Origin of the sequence: Xanthomonas sacchari (genome assembly GCF_040529065.1) — a bacterium.
Taxonomy (GTDB): Bacteria; Pseudomonadota; Gammaproteobacteria; order Xanthomonadales; family Xanthomonadaceae; genus Xanthomonas_A; species Xanthomonas_A sacchari.
On sequence record NZ_CP132343.1, the window covers coordinates 1,634,914 to 1,651,729 of the forward strand.

The following is a 16,816-nucleotide window of genomic DNA, read 5'->3' on the forward strand; positions in this document are numbered from 1 at the left end:
ACAGGCTTTCGCCGCGGCCGTCGCTCAGGCGCGCTGGCGCCGCCACAGGATGAGCGCGGCGAGCAGCAGGACGATCTCGAACGCGGCCAGGCCGGTCGTGGTCGGGCCCACCGGCCACAGCCGCAGCAGGCTGGCGCTGCGGTAGAGCACGATGGGCACGTAGAACGCCAGCGCCAGGAGCAGGCCGGTGCGCAGTTGTCCGGTGCGGGCGAAGTAGCCGAACAGGAAGGCCATGCCCAATTGCAGGCCGCCGTAGATGACCAGGTATTCGGACTGGCCGGAGCGGTCCAGGCCGACATAGCCCACCGCGGCGGCGGTCTGCGCCGGCAGCAGCGTGCACCAGATGGCCAGGAGCGCGTAGAGCGCGGCGTTGAACCACAGGTAGGCCTTGGCCATGAGGTGTCCTCGTCGATGCGCGGGCGATGCGCAGGCATGGTTGTAGCGGCTGCGGCGATGGCCGGCGTGAATGCGCTGGCGGCGCGGCTCAGCGCGCGCTGCATTGCGCGACCAACGGTTGCTGCAGCGCCTGCTCCCAGGCGCCGGCATCGGCCTGGCCGCGCAGGCGTTCGGGGAATTCGATGCGCACGGTCGGGTAGCGGCCGCGCGCGTCGCGGATGTTGCCGACGCCGCGGAACTCGAGCAGGCGCCGGTCCTGGCGTGCATAGGCGACGCTGAGGTCGGGCAGCAGCGTGCCGTACCAGGCGGCCAGGCTCAGGGTGTAGCGCTGCACCTCGGCATCGGCCGGGCCGGGCGTGATGCGGAAGTCGAGCGTGCGCAGTTCGCTGGGCAGCGCGAAGGCGATGCGCTGCGGCGCGCCGCTGCCCAGGCTGTCCCAACGCTGGCGCAGATAGGCGTCGAAACCGGCGTCGATCACCTGCGCCTGCTCGCTCTTGGGCAGTGGCGCACGCCGTTCGGCCTGGCCCTTGGCCTGGCTGAACATCTCGCGCCCGCCGCCGCTGCGGCGCACGCCCTCGCGGTAGCCGCTGCGCGCATCGATCAGTTCGAAGTCCGGCGCGGCGCTGCCGTCGTCCACGCGCTTGCGTGCGAATGCGCTGCCATCGGCGCACTGGTACAGCACCACGCGCGCGCCATCGTCGCGGACCCAATGGCTTTCGCGGTACAGCACCTGCTTGCTGTCGGCGGCATAGGCGATGCCCTCGTAGTGCAGCATCGCCCTGGCCGGTGCCGCGGCGACGAGCGCGGCGGTACTCAGCACCAGCGCCAGCGGCAGGTGCGGTCGGGTGAACGGGAAGGCGGCGGTCGACGTCGGCATGCACGGCGCTCCGGTGGGATGACACCAGGACATACGCGGCCGGCGCCGATCCGGATGCGCCCGCGGTGGCGGCCGCGTGGCGCGGGCGTCTCAGCGCAGGACGATGCAGTCCACCGGGCAGGCCGGCAGGCACAGTGCGCAGCCGGTGCACAAGGGTGCCAGCACCGTGTGCATGTGCTTGGCGCCGCCGACGATGGCGTCCACCGGGCAGGCCTGGATGCACTTGGTGCAGCCGATGCAGTCGGCCTCGACCACCCACGCCACCTGCGGCGGCGTGTGCGTGCCGCGGCTGCGGTCGTAGGGCAGGACGGGGACCCCGAGCACCCGCGCCAGGGCGCGCGCGCCGGCGTCGCCGCCGGGCGGGCAGCGGTCCACCTGCGCCGTGCCGGCGGCCATCGCCTCGGCATAGGGGCGACAGCCATCGAACCCACACTGGCCGCATTGGGTCTGCGGCAGCAGGCGATCGAGACGTTCGAGCAGGGCGTCGTGGGTGGGCGTCATGGCGGAGGCGGCGCGCGGCATGGAGCAGAGGCGAAAGAGCGGAAACGCCGGCGTGGCAAGCCGGCACAGTGTAGCGCGGCGTCCGCTGCGGCCCGAGCCTAGCGCGCGCTGTAGGTGTTGATCACGACCTGGACCGCGGTGCCCGGCGCCGGCGTGGGGGGCGCGTCCTGGGCACGGTCCAGCACGATCCGCACCGGCTGCCGCTGCACGCGCTGGACATGGTTGCCGGCCTGCGCGGCGCTGTCGAGCGCCGCGTCCGTGTCGGCGCCGATCGCCTGGACGTGGCCGACCCAGGCGCTCTCCGCATCGCCGGCCAGGCGCACCTGCGCGGTCTGGCCGACCCGGATCGTCGGCAGCACGTCCTCGCGGAACCGGGCGATCACCACGGTCGCGTCGTCCGTGGGCGCATGCGTGGAGACGGCGGCCGGCGCGCCGGGCCTGGCGCCCCCGGCGCGCGACGCCGGCGTCGCCACCCAGGCGTCGTCGCTGCGCGCCGCGGGGTACATGCGCCACCCCCACGCGCTGACGGCGAATCCGATGCCGAGCAGGAGCGCCAGCGCCACGATCGACAAGGCGACGACCGCGCTGCGGTCGCGCGGTGGCGTCGCTCCAGCGTCGCTGCGTGGTGCGGATGCGACCGCGCGCTGCGCAGCGGACGGCAGGGGCGGCGGTGTCTGGCGCGGCGTCATCGGCTCAGGCGATCCGGCGCCCGCGGTACCAGCGCTCGTGCGCCAGCGCCAGCATCGGCCGGTCCTCGCGGCTGTCGCCGTACGCGTAGATGCGCGGATAGGCGTTCAGGTCGTACTGCATGCGGATCAGGGCGGCCTTGCGCGGCCCGCAGTCGCCGTGGCGATAGCGTCCGGTCAGGCGCCCGTCCTGCACTTCCAGGCGATTGCAGATCAGGTGCAGCCCATGCTGCTTGCACCAGGGTTGCAGATACAGGTCCAGCGAACCGGACACCACCGCCACGCTGTGTCCCTGCGCCTGATGCCAGGCGATCCGCTGCAGCATGTCCGGCCGCAGCAGCGGCGGCAGCGCCTCGTGCGCATAGCGCTCGGCTTCGCGGGCGATCTCGTCTGCATCGCGTCCGGCGAACACCAGGCGGGTGACCCGCGTGCGCAACGCCGCCGCCGACACCAGCCCCAGCCGATAGCCGGCCAGCCAGGGCCCGACCGTCCAGCGCGCCTGCGCCTGTTGCGCCGGCGTGGCCACCCGCCGCAGGAACCCCGAATAGGTATCGGCGGTGGTGACCGTGTGGTCGAAGTCGAAAAGGGCCAAGTCCATGGGAATGGGGAATGGGGAAACGGGAATCGTAAAAGCGGGTCTGGCAGCCACCTGCAGCTCTGCGATTCCCGATTCCCGATCCCCTTTCCCGGCCTTACCGCACCGGCATGCCCGGCTGCGCGCCGCTGTCGGCGTCGAGCAGGGCCAGGGCGCCGCCGTCGAAGCCGGCCGACAGGATCATGCCCTCGCTGAGGCCGAAGCGCATCTTGCGCGGTGCCAGGTTGGCGATGAACACCACGTTGCGGCCGACCAGCGTTTCCGGCTCGCCGTAACTGCCGCGGATGCCGGAGAAGATCTGCCGCTTGCCCAGCTCGCCGGCGTCCAGTTCGAAGCGCAGCAGCTTGTCCGACCCTTCGACGAACTCGCAGGCCAGCACCTTGCCGATGCGCAGGTCGAGCTTGGCGAAGTCGTCGATGCCGATGTGGCCGGGATTGGGGGTTGGGGATTGGGGATTGGTGGCGGCCTTCGCTTCCTGCTTGGCGGGGGGCGCGGCAGCTGGAGTGGGGGCGAGGGTGTCCTTGGAGGCGTCGGTCATGGCGTCGAGCAGCTTTGGGTCGAGACGGGTGAACAGGGGGGCGTAGGGCTGGATGGCGTGCGCCAGCAGCGGGGCGTCGAGGTCATGCCAGGCGGTGAGCGGGGCCGACAGGAAGGCCTCGGCCTCGGCACAGGTGCGCGGCAGCACCGGCTTGAGCGCGGCGGCCAGTACCCGGAACAGGTTCAGGCCCTGCGTGCACACGGCCTGCAGTTGCGCTTCGGCGCCATCCTGCTTGGCCAGCACCCACGGCTTGTGTTCGTCGATGTACTTGTTGGCCTCGTCGGCCAGGGCCATGGTCTGGCGGATCGCGCTGGCCGGGTCGTTGCGCTCGTAGGCCTCGCGGATCGGCGCCAGCGCGGCGACGAAGCGCGTGTACTGCGCCGCATCCGGCAGCGCGTCGGCGAGCATGCCGCCGAAGCGCTTGTCGATGAAGCCGGCGCAGCGGCTGGCCAGGTTGACGAACTTGCCGACCAGGTCCGCGTTGACCCGCGCCACGAAGTCGCCCAGGTTCAGGTCGAGATCGTCGACGCCGCCGGAGGACTTGGCCGCGAAGTAGTAGCGCAGCGCTTCCGGCTCCAGGCCCACGTCCAGGTAGGTGCGGGCCATGACGAAGGTGCCGCGCGACTTGGACATCTTGGCGCCGTCGACGGTCAGGTAGCCGTTGACGTGCAGCCGGGTCGGCGCACGGTGGCCGGTGCCGTGCAGCACCGCCGGCCAGAACAGGCCGTGGAAGTTGACGATGTCCTTGCCGATGAAGTGGTGCAGTTCGGTGGCGGTGCCGGCGGCCAGGTGCGGCTCGAAGGCTTCGCCCAGGCTCGCGCACAGGGTCTGGAAGCTGCTCAGGTAGCCGATCGGCGCGTCCAGCCACACGTAGAAATACTTGCCCGGCTGGCCGGGGATCTGGAAGCCGAAGTAGGGCGCGTCGCGGGAGATGTCCCAGGCGCGCAGGCCGCCTTCGCTGTCCAGCCACTCCATCAGCTTGGCCTTGACCCCGGGCAGGGCCACGTCGCCGGCCAGCCAATCGCGCAGGAAGCCGTCGAAACGGCCGACCTCGAAGAAGAAGTGCTCCGAATCACGCAGTTCCGGCGTGGCGCCGGAGATCACCGACTTGGGCTTCTTCAGCTCGGTCGGGGAATAGGTGGCGCCGCAGACCTCGCAGTTGTCGCCGTACTGGTCGGCGCTGCCGCAGTTCGGGCAGATGCCCTTGATGTAGCGGTCGGGCAGGAACATGCCCTTGGCCGGGTCGTAGAACTGCGCCACCGAGCGCCGCGCGATGTGGCCGCCGGCGTCGAGCCTGGCGTAGAACGCCTCGGTCAGGGCGCGATTGGCGTCCGAGTTGGTCGAGTCGTAATGGTCGAAGGCCACGCCGAACGCGGCAAAATCGCGCTCGTGGCTGGCCTGGATCGCGGCGATGAAGTCTTCCGGGGTGACCCCGGCCTTCTCCGCGGCCAGCATGATCGGCGTGCCATGGGTGTCGTCGGCGCACACGAACCAGGTGCGGTCGCCGCGCAACCGCCGCGCGCGCACCCAGATGTCGGCCTGGATGTAGCCGACCAGATGCCCCAGATGCAGCGGTCCGTTGGCATAGGGCAGGGCGGTGGTGACGAGGGCGGTGGTCATGGCGGCCGGCGTTTCTGGGGGCCGGGGATTATTGCATGGAGCTGGGAATGGGGAATCGGGAATGGGGAATCGCAAGAGCGGCCGCCCGCGAGCCGATGGGCCACGAAGAAGGCGCCTTTGCAGGCGCCTTGTCGGAGTGGAGGGGCATCAGGCCAGCAGATGCCGCTTTTAACGATTCCCGATTCTCCACTCCCGATTCCCGGCTTCTACTCTCTGATCCAGGTCTGCGTCCGCCCCAACGCCTCGATGCCGATGTAGCCGCGCATCTGCAGCTTCTTGCCGCCGTCGGTGAGGGTGATCTTGGCCTTGTAGGTCTTGCCCTTGGCCGGGTCCAGCACCGAGCCGCCGTCCCACACCGCGGTGCCGTCGGGCTTGAGGCCCCACAGGATGGTCATGCCCTTGATCGGCTTGCCCTTGCGCTCGCCGTCGCACTTGTCGCACATCGGGTTGGGGCCGTGGTTGGATTGCAGGATCTCCACCACCTTGCCGCTCAGCGTGCCATTGCCGGCCTGTTCGATCTGCACGATCGACTTGGGCTTGCCGGTTTCGTCGTCGATGGTCTGCCAGCGGCCGACCGGCGAGGTGTCGGCGGCGTGCGCCATGAATGCCGCCGCGCTCAGCGGCAGGGCCAGCATCAGGGTCTTGAAGCTCGTGCGCATGTTCCCCTCCCGAGGGATGTCCGGTGCGGCCGGCGCGATGCCGGCCTGATCCGACTGTATACCCAAGCGTATGGTGCTGGGAATCCGCACTGCGTCATGCGGTTCAGCGTGGCCGGCGGTGGGCGTTCAGCCGTTTTCGTACAGTTCCAGCGGCAGGTCGTCGGGATCGGCGAAGAAGGTGAAACGGCGGCCGGTGTATTCGTCGACGCGGATCGGTTCGACCGCCACGCCGTGCGCCTGCAGGTGCGCGACGGCGGCGTCCAGGTCGCGCACGCGCAGCGCCAGGTGGCGCAGGCCGCAGGCTTCCGGGCGGCTCGGTCGCGGCGGTGGCGCGGGGAACGAGAACAGTTCGAGCTGGCTGCCGTCGGGTAGGGCCAGGTCCAGCTTCCAGGAGTCGCGCGCGTCGCGGTAGACCTCGGCGATCACCGGCAGGCCCAGGAGGCGGCAATAGAAGTCCTTGGAGCGCGCGTAGTCGGAGGCGATGATCGCCACGTGGTGCAGGCCGTCGAGGGTCAGCGGCGACGTCATCGCGGCGCGCTCGCGCAGCGAGCGTGGGCGGCGGCAGTGCTCGCAGGTGGCGCGGCGGTGGTGTCGTGCGCAGTCGGCAATAGGGTCGATGGCATGGCGGCAGCATAGCGCAGCGTCGCACCGTGCCGCCGCCGTCTGCGACACTGCGCGTTCCTTCGCTGCGAGGCCGCAGCATGCCGCACAACCCGCTTGCCGCGTTGCTGGCCGATGACCGTTGCCTGGTGCTCGATGGCGCGCTGGCCACTGAACTGGAACGGCGCGGCTGCGATCTGCGCGATCCGCTGTGGTCGGCGAAGATCCTGCTGGAACAGCCGGACCTGATCCGCCAATTGCACCGCGACTATTTCGCCGCTGGTGCGCAGTGTGCGATCACCGCCAGCTACCAGGCCACGCCGCAGGGGGTTGCCGCACGCGGGATCGATCTCGTGCAAGCGCAGCGCTTGATCGCGCGCAGCGTCGAACTGGCGCAGCAGGCGCGGCAGGCGCATCTCGCGCGGCATCCGCAGGCGGGGCCGTTGCTGGTTGCCGGCTCGGTCGGTCCGTATGGTGCCTACTTGGCCGACGGGTCCGAGTACCGTGGCGACTACGCGTTGCCGCAGGCGGCATTGCGGGACTTCCATCGCCCGCGCATCGCCGTGCTGGTGGAGGCGGGCGTGGACCTGCTGACCTGCGAAACACAGCCGTCACTGGTGGAAATGGTGGCCTTGCTGGAGGTGCTGGAGGCATTCCCGCAGACCGTCGCCTGGTTCACCTGCACGCTGCGCGATGCGACGCATCTCAGCGACGGCACGCCGTTGCGCGAGGTGGTGGCGTTGCTCGACGGCCATCCGCAGGTGGTCGCGCTCGGCGTCAACTGTGTCGCCCCGTCGCTGGCCACCGTGGCGTTGCGCCATTTGGCGACGCTGACCCGCGTGCCGCTTGTGGTGTATCCGAATGCTGGCGAGCGCTACGACGCCGACCGCAAATGCTGGCAGGCCGGCAGCGCCGACGCTGGGGCTCTGGCCGACCACCTCACCGCCTGGCGTGCCGCCGGTGCGCGCCTGATCGGCGGTTGCTGCCGCACCACGCCGCAGGACATCGCGCAGCTGGCGCAGCGTCTGGCATCGTCGTAGCGAGGAGGTGGGTCGCCTTGCACGCGACCGTACGCCGTCTTGGCCGGTGGGGTCGCAGCTGATGTCGGCGGCTCCTGCTGTTGTGGGAGGGACTTCAGTCCCGATGCGTTGCAGTGAACCGCGTCGGGACTGAAGTCCCTCCCACAATGGGTTCGTGTGCGTCTGATGCCTTGATGGAAACCGGCGCGCTATCCGCACCGAGTGGGATGGACGCAGCGGGAGGGCGATGGCGCCGCCGCCGATGCGACCTTTCGTAGGAGCGGTTTCAACCGCGACGCGCAGGCGAGGCAGTGTCGGCGGCGGAGACTGTCGCGGCTGAAGCCGTTCCTACAAAATCCCGCGACGCCTCAGCCCGCGTTCCCCGCGAGCGAAGCGGCGCCCCGCTCAGCCCTTCTTGCTCGCCACCCAGCGTTCGATCTTCTCCTGCAGCACGTTCAGTGGCACCGAGCCGTCCTTCAGCACTTCGGCATGGAATTCGCGGATGTCGAACTTGTCGCCCAGTTGCGTGCGGGCGTAGTCGCGCAACTGCAGAATCTTCATCTCGCCGATCTTGTAGGACAGCGCCTGGCCGGGGATGGCCATGTAGCGTTCGGCCTCGGCTTCGGCGTCGGTGCGGCTGGTGGCCGAGTTCTGCAGCATGTAGTCGATCACCTGCTCGCGGGTCCAGCCCTTGCTGTGCAGGCCGGTATCCACCACCAGGCGGATCGCGCGCCACAACTCGTTCTGCAGGTAGCCGAAGTAGTTGTACGGGTCCTGGTACAGGCCCAGATCCTTGCCCAGCGACTCGGCATACAGGCCCCAGCCTTCGATGAAGGCGGTCTCGCCGCCGAAGCGGCGGAACTTGGGCAGGTTGGTCAGCTCCTGCTGCAGGCCGAGCTGGAAGTGGTGGCCGGGAATGGCCTCGTGCAGGTACAGGTCTTCCGCATCCCAGGTCTTGCGGCTGGGCAGGTCGTAGGTATTGACGTAGAAGATGCCGGGGCGGCCGTCCTCGCTGGGGCGCATGTACGAGCCGCTGGCCGCCGACTGCGCGCGGTACGGTTCCACCGGGCGGATCTCGAACGCGGCCTTAGGCTTGAGCGAGAACATGCGCGGCACCGCCGCGTCGACCCGGCCCTCCAGGCCGCGGTAGTAGCTCAGCAGTTCGTCCTCGCTCCTGAAGCTGAAGCGCTTGTCGGTCTGCATGAACTTGAAGAACTTCTGCATCGAGCCGCGGAAGCGCACCTGCTTCATCACCGCCTGGATCTGGCCCTGGATGCGCGCCACCTCGTCCAGGCCGATCTGGTGGATCTGGGCGGGGGTCAGGTCGGTGGTGGTGCTCTGGCGCACGTTCCAGGCGTACCAGGCATCGCCGCCAGGCAGGGCGCCGACGCCGGCGGTGCTGCGCGTGGCCGGCAGGTACTCGGTGGCGATGAAGCCGCGCAGCGAGCGGTAGGCGGGCATGATGCGGTACTCGATCATGCGCTTGTATTCGGCGGTGATGCGTTGCTTCTCGGCCTCGGGGATGTCGGCGGGCAGATTGCGCACCGGGCCCCAGAACAGGCTCTCCTCGGCGGTGGGCTTGATGATCGCATCGAGTTGCGGCAGCACCTTCTCCATCAGCGCGCGCGGCTGCACCACGCCGGCCTTCATGCCCTCGCGCATGTTGGCGATGGCCTGGTCGAACAGCGCCGGGATGCCGAGCGCGCGCCGCGACCAGTTGTCATAGTCCTTGACCGTGTGGAACGGCTGCGCGCCGGTGCCGGAGCCGAGCATCACCATGATGCTGCCGACGTTGTAGAACTGATTCACCGGCTGCATCCAGCTCGGGTACTTCTCCGCCTCCAGTGCGTTGCGCGCATCGCCGACGAAGATTTCGTAGCTGAGCAGGTCCTGCCCGGTCAGGCCATCCTTGCCGATCGCCTCGGCCTTGCTCAGCCACTCCACGGTGAAGTCGTGCGACTGCTGGCGGAACGCGGCCGAGAGGAAGTTCGGCAACTGGTCGTTGTAGCGGCTGTCGCCCTGGAAGGTGGCCTGCAGCGGGTTGAGCTTGAGCGAGGCTTCCCAGTAGTCGTCGTACAGCTTGTTCAACTGCTGCGCCTTGGTCAGCACCACCGGGGCCGGCGCCGGCCGCGCCTTGCGCGCCTTGCTGGCCTTGGCGCGGGTCTGCGCGGTGGTCTGCTTGGTGGTCTTCTTCTTGGCCGCATCCGCCGGGGCCGCCAGCGACAGGCTCAGGGCGGTGGCGATGGCGAGGGACAGCAGGCGGGAAAAGCGGGGCGGCATTGCGGGCTCCAACGACAAGCGAGCGGGGAGCTTGCCCGATCCGCACCGCCGAGGCCACCCATGGCCGCTGCCCGCGGGCGCCCGCCGCCCTGTCGCGGGCGGGCGCCGTGGCGCGACGGGCCAGGCGGCAGCGGCCTCTGCGGCGCTGCACGATGGCCGCGCGCGAGGGCGTGCGGGGCGCTCGCGCGTGTGCCGGCGTTCAGTCGGCGGCCGCTTCCTCGCGCAGTTGCTCGGCGCGCTCGGGGGTCAGATAGTCGGTGATCAGCCGCCGCATCAGGTACAGCAGCGGGATCAGCAGCACCGCCAGCAGCATCTTGCAGATGTAGTTCAGCGTGCTCACCGCCAGGAACAGCTGCATCGACCAGTGCTGCGGGCCGAGCACGAAGGCGATGTAGATCACCACGAAGCTGTCGATCAGCTGCGAGACTGCGGTGGAGCCGGTGGCGCGCAGCCATACGTGCTTTTCGCCGGTCACGCTGCGGATGCGGTGGAACACCGCCACGTCGATCAGCTGGCCGGCCATGAACGCGACCAGCGAGCCGGCGATGGTCCACATGCCCTGGCCGAACACCGCGGCGAACGCGGCCTGATAGTCGGGCACGCCCTGGTTCTGCGCGGCGGTGACCCAGAATCCGGCCGGGGCCAGCGCGATCGCGGCGAAGGCGAACAGGAAGCCGTAGCCGATCAGCCCCACCGCCAACCAGGAGATGAAGCGCACGCCGCGGCGGCCGAAGAACTCATTGATGGTGTCGGTGAGGATGAACACCAGCGGCCACAGCAGGGTGCCGGCAGTGAAGTTCATCGAGCCGGTCTGCCCGAACAGGTTCCAGTTCAGCGGTGCGATGCCCAGAGTGTCTTCGAAGGCGAAGATCTTGACCCCGATGAATTCGGCCAGCGCGGCGTTGACGCAGAAGAACGCCGCCAGGGCGATGAACAGCCGGACCGCGCGATCGTCGAGCGTGCCGCGGCGCATCGGCGTCAGCGGTCCATGGTCCGGGTGAAGGGCACGCTCTCCGGCGCCACCGCGCCACCGGAGATGATGAAGCTCATGGCCTGGTCCACGCTCCAGTCGGTGGGCGTGAGCAGTTCCACCGGCACGATCTCCAGGTAGCCGGAGGTCGGGTTGGGCGTGGTCGGCACATACACCGCGGCCAGCTCGCGGCCGGTGCCGTGTTCCTTGATGACCCGCGTGACCAGGCCCACCGACTTCATGTCCCGGTGCGGGAAGTCGATCAGCACCACGCGCTGGGTGCTGCCGGGCTGGGTCTGCAGGATGTCCACCAGCTTGCGCACGCTGTCGTAGACCACGCTGGCCAGCGGGATGCGGCGCATCACCGCCTCGAACCAGCGCAGCAGGCGCTGGCCGATCATGCGCCGGCTCAGGAAGCCGACCAGCAGGATCACCGCCAGGGTGGCGATCAGGGCAATGGTGTTCTGCACCCACTGCGCGGTCGCCCAGCCCAGTTCGCGCGGGAACGAGGCGGCGATGCGCACCGACAGCGGCACCACCCAGGGGCTGCTGATGCCCGACAGCAGCACGAACACGAACTTGACCACGACCCAGGTCAGCCAGATCGGCAACAGGGTCAGCAGGCCGGTGAAGAACAGCCGTTGCAGGGACGGGCGGGGAGCGGGGGCGGCGAGATCGGGCGACATCCGCGTAGTGTAGCGGCGCCTGATGGCCGTTGGTGCGGCGCGGCATGGTCGCGCGGCGCGGTTGTGCAGCTGCGATTGGGCCGGGGCGTGCGCACGCCAGCCGAATCGTCGCGCCGCGCGCGCAAGTTGAGGTCGCGTCAGCTCGCAGTGTGTGCCCGTTTGCGCAGAGACAGGACAGGCCTTGGCGAAACCGCGGGTCGGCCGCGCTATCGCGCCGGCTTGCGCTTGACGTACAGCTGCTTGCGCGTCCTCGCCACCACCTCGCCCTGGGCGTCGACCACGTCGGTCTCGAACCAGTGCAGATACTTGTCGCCGCTTGCGGTGGCGGCGCGCAGTTCGTCCAACAGGGCCTGGTCCAGGTCGAATTGCGCGCTGACCGTGCCGCGGCCCGGGCGCACGAACTCGATGCTGCCGGCCTTGTCCCAGACGTAGTAGTCGCGTCCCAGGTTCTGCATGGTCAGCAGCATCCAGAACGGGTCGGTCATGGCGAACAGGCTGCCGCCGAAATGGGTGCCGACGTAGTTGCGGTTCCACGGGCGCATGCGCAGTTCGACCCGCGCGTGGCGGTAGTCGGCGCTCAGCGCGGTCACGTGGATGCCGGCGCATAGGAACGGCGGCCACAGGTTCAGGCCCAGGCGGAACAGCGATGGCTTCATCGTGCGAGAGGGGCTGGAACAGAGAACGCGAGCCTACCAGACGCATGCGTATGGTGCATCGGCGGGGCGCCTGTGTCGCGCTGGCGCGCCTGACCGGCCGCCGCGACGGCGTCGGCGGCGCACGCGGCCCGCCGACGCCAGTGCCGCGGCCGCCTCAGAACAGCAGGGCGGACATCTTGCGGCGGTACTGCCCCACCAGGTCCTCGTCCTCGATCACCCGGAACGCGTCGATCAGCGCCTTCTTCGGCAGGCCGTCCTCGAACGTGCGGTCCTGGCGCAGCATCTCCAGGAACTGCTCCAGCGCGGCCGCGTCGTCGCCGCCGACCAGGTGGCGCACGCCCAGCAGGTAGCGCGCCTTGAGGTCGGCCGGATCCTGCGCCAGTGTCGCCTGCAGGGTCTCCAGCGGCGGCGCGGCCTGCAGCGCGCCGACGAAGCCCAGCCGCGCCCGCGCCCGCACCGCGCGCTCGTCGGTGGCCAGGTTGGCCGGCAGCGCGTCGATCAGGGTCTCGGCCTCGGTGGCGGCGCCGACCTTGACCAGGGCCAGGGCCAGATCCAGCTTCAGCTCGTCCTTGTCCGGCTCGGCCGCCACCGCCTCGCGCAGGCGCTGCACCTCGGCCTGCGGATCCAGCGGCGCGGCCGGCACGTCCTCGGCCGGCTCCTGCGCCGCCAGCGGCACGATCCCGTGCTGGGTCAGGAACTCGCGCAACTGGCCTTCGGGCAGGGCGCCGGGGAAGCCGTCGACCAGCTGTCCGCCCTTGACCAGGAACACCGTCGGCACCGAGCGGATCTGGAACGCCGCCGCGATCTGCTGTTCCTGGTCCACGTCGACCTTGGCCAGGACGAAGCCGCCGTTGTACTCGGCCGCCAGTTTTTCCAGGATCGGGCTCAGGGTCTTGCACGGGCCGCACCAGGGCGCCCAGAAGTCCACCAGCACCGGCGTCTGCAGCGAGCGCTGCAGCACATCGGCTTCGAAGGTCTCGGTCTTGGCGTCGAAAACGTGGGGCGTGTCGGACATGGGCGGCGTCATCGCAGTCGAGAAGACGCTCTGTATGGAGGCGCGGCGGCGCCGATGCAAGGGCGGCGGCGTCGTGACACGGATGCCGGCCGCGGCCGCAGCGGCGACAATGCCGGGTTTCGGGCGCCATGCCGGCGCGAAAGGACGGGAACGGATGGGCGAGGTGAGCGAACGGGTGCTGCGCTGGATCGGGCCGCTGCTGGCGGTGGCCGCGGTGGTGGCGATGCTGGGCTTCGGCGCGGTGCTGCCCGGCTATCTGCCGTGGTCGCATCCGCTGGCCCTGCTCGGTGCGCGCGGCATCCCGCATGCCTGGGCGTTCAACCTGCTGGCATTCGTGTTGCCTGGGGGCCTGGCGATGGGACTGGCGCTGCGGCTGCTGCGCCGCGCGGGCCGCCAGACGCCCTGGTCGCTGCGGGTCGGCGGGCAATTGCTGCTGTTGGCCGGCCTGGCCTTCGCCGGCATGGGCCTGCTGCCGCTGGACCCGACCGACCTGGAAGCGCGCGCGACCCAGTTGCATGCCAGCGCCTGGCTGCTGTGGGTGGTGGCGCTGGTGGCAGCCGCGGCCCTGCTGGGGCTGGGCGCGCGCCGCGATCCCGCCGCGCGCGTCTGGGCCGCGCTGGCGCTGGCGATGGCGCTGCTGGTAGCGCTGGGCGCGTTCGCGCTGGACCGGCTGCTGTCGCCGGCGCTGGCGCAGCGGCTGGTGTTCCTGCTGTGGTGGGGCTGGCTGGCACTGCTGGCGTGCTGGCCCGGACCCCGGGCGGTCGCGCGCCGCGGCTGACCCTGCCGGTCTTGCGCAGTTGGCCGGCGCGGCGGGCGCTGCCTTGGCCGCGGCCCGCCGCGCTCGCCCGCGGCGCCGACGCCGCTGCAGCGGTGGTCCCTGCGCCTGCCGGAGCGTGCGCGGGCGTTGCGCGCCAGTGCCGTCCGTCGCCGGGATTGGAGCGGCTTGCCGCGCTACGGTACCCTTGGCCGCTTTGTTGCCGCCTGGCCCTTGCCCGTTTCCATGTCCGCCGTCGAGCCCACCGCCTACGACCCGCAGCAGGTCGAATCCTCCGCCCAGCAGTTCTGGGACGCCACCCGCGCCTTCGAGGTCGACGAGACCTCCGACAAGCCCAAGTTCTACTGCCTGTCGATGCTGCCGTACCCGTCCGGGGCGCTGCACATGGGCCACGTGCGCAACTACACCATCGGCGACGTGATCAGCCGCTACCAGCGCATGATCGGCAAGAACGTGCTGCAGCCGATGGGCTGGGACGCGTTCGGCCTGCCGGCCGAGAACGCGGCGATCAAGAACAAGACCGCGCCGGCGAAGTGGACCTACGCCAACATCGACCACATGCGCAGCCAGCTCAAGTCGCTGGGCTACGCCATCGACTGGTCGCGCGAGTTCGCCACCTGCCGGCCCGAGTACTACGTGCACGAGCAGCGCATGTTCACCCGGCTGATGCGCAAGGGCCTGGCCTACCGCCGCAACGCGGTGGTGAACTGGGACCCGATCGATCAGACCGTGCTGGCCAACGAGCAGGTCATCGACGGCCGCGGCTGGCGCTCCGGCGCGCTGGTGGAAAAGCGCGAGATCCCGCAATGGTTCCTGCGCATCACCGACTACGCGCAGGAACTGCTGGACGGCCTGGATCAGCTGCCGGGCTGGCCGGAATCGGTCAAGACCATGCAGCGCAACTGGATCGGCCGTTCCGAGGGCCTGGAGATCCAGTTCGACGTGCGCGACGCCGACGGCAGTGCGCTGGACCCGCTGCGCGTGTTCACCACGCGCCCGGACACGCTGATGGGCGTAACCTTCGTGTCCATCGCCAGCGAGCACCCGCTGGCGCTGCATGCGGCCAAGTCCAATCCGCAGCTGGCCGCGCTGCTGGCCGAGCTGAAGCAGGGCGGCGTCTCTGAGGCCGAACTGGAAACCCAGGAAAAGCGCGGCATGGCCACCGGCCTGACCGCGGTGCATCCGATCAGCGGCGAGCAGGTGCCGGTGTGGGTCGCGAACTTCGTGCTGATGGGCTATGGCACCGGCGCGGTGATGGCGGTGCCCGGCCACGACCAGCGCGATTTCGAATTCGCCAGCAAGTACGCCCTGCCGATCCGCCAGGTGATCGCGCTGAAGGCGCCGAAGAACGACGACGAGCGCAGCTACGATCCGAGCCGCTGGCAGGACTGGTACGGCGACAAGACCCGCGAGCTGGAACTGGTCAATTCCGCCGAGTTCGACGGGCTGGACTTCCAGGGCGCGTTCGAAGCGCTGGCCGAGCGCTTCGAGCGCAAGGGCCAGGGCCAGCGCCGGGTCAACTACCGCCTGCGCGACTGGGGCGTCAGCCGCCAGCGCTACTGGGGCTGCCCGATCCCGGTGATCTACTGCCAGAGCTGCGGCGCGGTGCCGGTGCCGGAAGACCAGTTGCCGGTGCTGCTGCCGGAGAACGTGGCGCTGAGCGGCACCGGTTCGCCGCTGAAGACCGACCCGGAATGGCGCAAGACCACCTGCCCGCAGTGCGGCGCGGCGGCCGAGCGCGAGACCGACACCTTCGACACCTTCATGGAGTCGAGCTGGTACTACGCGCGCTACACCTCGCCCGGCGCCAAGGACATGGTCGACAAGCGCGGCAACTACTGGCTGCCGGTGGACCAGTACATCGGCGGCATCGAGCACGCGATCCTGCACCTGATGTACTTCCGCTTCTTCCACAAGCTGCTGCGCGACGCGCGCCTGGTGGACAGCGACGAGCCGGCGACCAACCTGCTGACCCAGGGCATGGTGATCGCCGAGACCTTCTACCGGCAGAACCCGGACGGTTCCAAGGACTGGATCAACCCGGCCGACGTGGACGTGCAGCGCGACGACAAGGCGCGGGTGATCGGCGCGGTGCACCGCGGCGACGGCCAGCCGGTGCTGATCGGCGGCACCGAGAAGATGTCCAAGTCCAAGAACAACGGCGTGGATCCGCAGGCGATGGTCGGCAAGTACGGCGCCGACACGGTGCGCCTGTTCTCGATGTTCGCTGCGCCACCGGAGCAGTCGCTGGAGTGGAACGAGGCCGGTGTCGACGGCATGGCGCGGTTCCTGCGCCGGCTGTGGGCGCAGGTGCACAAGCATGTCGCCGACGGCGCCGCGCCGGCGCTGGACCCGGCCGCGCTGAATGCCGAGCACAAGGCGCTGCGGCGCAAGACCCACGAGACCATCGGCAAGGTCGCCGACGACTACGGCCGCCGCCACAGCTTCAACACCGCCATCGCCGCGGTGATGGAACTGACCAACGCGCTGGCCAAGTTCGACGACGCCGGCGATCAGGGCCGCGCGGTGCGCCAGGAAGCGCTGGAAGCGGCGGTGCTGCTGCTCAACCCGATCACCCCGCACGCCAGCCACGCGCTGTGGCAGGCGCTGGGCCATCCGGCGACGCTGCTGGAAGACGTGCCGTTCCCGCAGCCGGACCCGGCCGCGCTGGTGCGCGACGCGGTGACCCTGGCGGTGCAGGTCAACGGCAAGCTGCGCGGCACCATCGAGGTCGGCGCCGACACTCCGCGCGAGCAGATCGAGGCGCTGGCCCAGGCCGAGCCGAATGCGGCCAAGTTCCTGGAAGGCCTGAGCATCCGCAAGATCATCATCGTGCCGGGCAAGATCGTGAACCTGGTGGCGGCGTGAGCCGGCGCGCCGCGGCGGCCGCAGCGCGGCCGCGCGGTGCGGCATCAGGTCTCAACCCGCGTTCACGCGACGTGC

16 protein-coding genes are annotated in these 16,816 nt (G+C 70.0%); 3 read left to right on the plus strand and 13 right to left on the minus strand.

From position 1 onward, the window contains the following. Positions 1-24: 24 nt before the first annotated feature. The 8 genes from RAB71_RS06940 to RAB71_RS06975 form a co-directional block, all read right to left on the minus strand. The gene (locus RAB71_RS06940) at positions 25-396 is read right to left on the minus strand and encodes a hypothetical protein (protein ID WP_010342358.1); all 372 of its coding nucleotides are present in this window, start codon (positions 394-396) and stop codon (positions 25-27) included. Between the two features lie 88 nt (positions 397-484). Then, on the minus strand, positions 485-1,273 hold the full coding sequence (locus tag RAB71_RS06945) for a hypothetical protein (protein ID WP_010342359.1): 789 nt from the start codon (positions 1,271-1,273) through the stop codon (positions 485-487). Positions 1,274-1,363: 90 nt separating this feature from the next. After that, positions 1,364-1,774, minus strand: coding sequence for an Rnf electron transport complex subunit RnfB (gene rnfB, locus RAB71_RS06950; RefSeq protein ID WP_081481952.1), 411 nt, complete (start codon positions 1,772-1,774; stop codon positions 1,364-1,366). 98 nt (positions 1,775-1,872) lie between these two features. Next, positions 1,873-2,463 carry a hypothetical protein gene (locus RAB71_RS06955; protein WP_010342361.1) on the minus strand — a complete coding sequence of 197 codons (591 nt, stop codon included), beginning with the start codon at positions 2,461-2,463 and terminating at the stop codon, positions 1,873-1,875. 4 nt (positions 2,464-2,467) lie between these two features. Next, entirely contained in the window at positions 2,468-3,058 is a 591-nt protein-coding gene (locus RAB71_RS06960) for an HAD family hydrolase (RefSeq protein ID WP_041500445.1), read from the minus strand. Between the two features lie 94 nt (positions 3,059-3,152). Then, positions 3,153-5,213 (minus strand): methionine--tRNA ligase, encoded by a 2,061-nt coding sequence (gene metG / locus RAB71_RS06965; RefSeq protein ID WP_010342364.1) that lies wholly within the window; start codon positions 5,211-5,213, stop codon positions 3,153-3,155. Positions 5,214-5,419: 206 nt separating this feature from the next. Beyond that, positions 5,420-5,872: a DUF2147 domain-containing protein gene (locus RAB71_RS06970; protein ID WP_010342365.1), complete on the minus strand. Its 453-nt coding sequence runs from the start codon at positions 5,870-5,872 to the stop codon at positions 5,420-5,422. Between the two features lie 126 nt (positions 5,873-5,998). Then, a complete protein-coding gene (locus tag RAB71_RS06975) occupies positions 5,999-6,388 on the minus strand; it encodes a VOC family protein (RefSeq protein WP_199774662.1) in 390 nt (129 codons plus the stop codon). Positions 6,389-6,573: 185 nt separating this feature from the next. On the opposite strand from RAB71_RS06975, the gene mmuM reads away from it, so the two are divergent. Beyond that, complete coding sequence (mmuM, locus tag RAB71_RS06980) at positions 6,574-7,512, plus strand: homocysteine S-methyltransferase (RefSeq protein ID WP_010342367.1); 939 nt, start codon at positions 6,574-6,576, stop codon at positions 7,510-7,512. A 384-nt stretch (positions 7,513-7,896) separates the two neighbouring features. Here mmuM and RAB71_RS06985 read toward each other — a convergent pair whose 3' ends face one another. The 5 genes from RAB71_RS06985 to trxA all read right to left on the minus strand — a co-directional run bounded on the left by RAB71_RS06985 (position 7,897) and on the right by trxA (position 13,098). Beyond that, positions 7,897-9,771 carry a DUF885 family protein gene (locus tag RAB71_RS06985; RefSeq protein ID WP_041500443.1) on the minus strand — a complete coding sequence of 625 codons (1,875 nt, stop codon included), beginning with the start codon at positions 9,769-9,771 and terminating at the stop codon, positions 7,897-7,899. A 199-nt stretch (positions 9,772-9,970) separates the two neighbouring features. Then, entirely contained in the window at positions 9,971-10,753 is a 783-nt protein-coding gene (locus RAB71_RS06990) for a queuosine precursor transporter (protein WP_029562004.1), read from the minus strand. Continuing rightward, the gene (locus tag RAB71_RS06995) at positions 10,750-11,427 is read right to left on the minus strand and encodes a DUF502 domain-containing protein (protein ID WP_010342370.1); all 678 of its coding nucleotides are present in this window, start codon (positions 11,425-11,427) and stop codon (positions 10,750-10,752) included. The genes RAB71_RS06990 and RAB71_RS06995 overlap by 4 nt, the downstream gene beginning before the upstream one ends. A gap of 206 nt (positions 11,428-11,633) precedes the next feature. Next, positions 11,634-12,083 (minus strand): DUF4442 domain-containing protein, encoded by a 450-nt coding sequence (locus RAB71_RS07000; protein ID WP_010342371.1) that lies wholly within the window; start codon positions 12,081-12,083, stop codon positions 11,634-11,636. Between the two features lie 154 nt (positions 12,084-12,237). Next, entirely contained in the window at positions 12,238-13,098 is an 861-nt protein-coding gene (gene trxA / locus RAB71_RS07005) for a thioredoxin (RefSeq protein WP_010342372.1), read from the minus strand. A gap of 163 nt (positions 13,099-13,261) precedes the next feature. Between trxA and RAB71_RS07010 the strand changes: the two genes are divergently transcribed. Both RAB71_RS07010 and leuS read left to right on the plus strand, forming a co-directional pair. Beyond that, complete coding sequence (locus RAB71_RS07010; protein ID WP_267883976.1) at positions 13,262-13,876, plus strand: DUF998 domain-containing protein; 615 nt, start codon at positions 13,262-13,264, stop codon at positions 13,874-13,876. 222 nt (positions 13,877-14,098) lie between these two features. Then, positions 14,099-16,741 (plus strand): leucine--tRNA ligase, encoded by a 2,643-nt coding sequence (leuS, locus tag RAB71_RS07015; protein ID WP_010340433.1) that lies wholly within the window; start codon positions 14,099-14,101, stop codon positions 16,739-16,741. Positions 16,742-16,816 lie beyond the last annotated feature (75 nt).

Coding starts and splice junctions, on each gene's coding strand:
- RAB71_RS06940 (WP_010342358.1), bottom strand. CDS start 396: ATGGCCAAGGCCTACCTGTGGTTCAACGCCGCGCTCTACGCGCTCCTG.
- RAB71_RS06945 (WP_010342359.1), bottom strand. CDS start 1,273: ATGCCGACGTCGACCGCCGCCTTCCCGTTCACCCGACCGCACCTGCCG.
- rnfB (WP_081481952.1), bottom strand. CDS start 1,774: ATGACGCCCACCCACGACGCCCTGCTCGAACGTCTCGATCGCCTGCTG.
- RAB71_RS06955 (WP_010342361.1), bottom strand. CDS start 2,463: ATGACGCCGCGCCAGACACCGCCGCCCCTGCCGTCCGCTGCGCAGCGC.
- RAB71_RS06960 (WP_041500445.1), bottom strand. CDS start 3,058: ATGGACTTGGCCCTTTTCGACTTCGACCACACGGTCACCACCGCCGAT.
- metG (WP_010342364.1), bottom strand. CDS start 5,213: ATGACCACCGCCCTCGTCACCACCGCCCTGCCCTATGCCAACGGACCG.
- RAB71_RS06970 (WP_010342365.1), bottom strand. CDS start 5,872: ATGCGCACGAGCTTCAAGACCCTGATGCTGGCCCTGCCGCTGAGCGCG.
- mmuM (WP_010342367.1), top strand. CDS start 6,574: ATGCCGCACAACCCGCTTGCCGCGTTGCTGGCCGATGACCGTTGCCTG.
- RAB71_RS06985 (WP_041500443.1), bottom strand. CDS start 9,771: ATGCCGCCCCGCTTTTCCCGCCTGCTGTCCCTCGCCATCGCCACCGCC.
- RAB71_RS06995 (WP_010342370.1), bottom strand. CDS start 11,427: ATGTCGCCCGATCTCGCCGCCCCCGCTCCCCGCCCGTCCCTGCAACGG.
- RAB71_RS07000 (WP_010342371.1), bottom strand. CDS start 12,083: ATGAAGCCATCGCTGTTCCGCCTGGGCCTGAACCTGTGGCCGCCGTTC.
- trxA (WP_010342372.1), bottom strand. CDS start 13,098: ATGTCCGACACGCCCCACGTTTTCGACGCCAAGACCGAGACCTTCGAA.
- leuS (WP_010340433.1), top strand. CDS start 14,099: ATGTCCGCCGTCGAGCCCACCGCCTACGACCCGCAGCAGGTCGAATCC.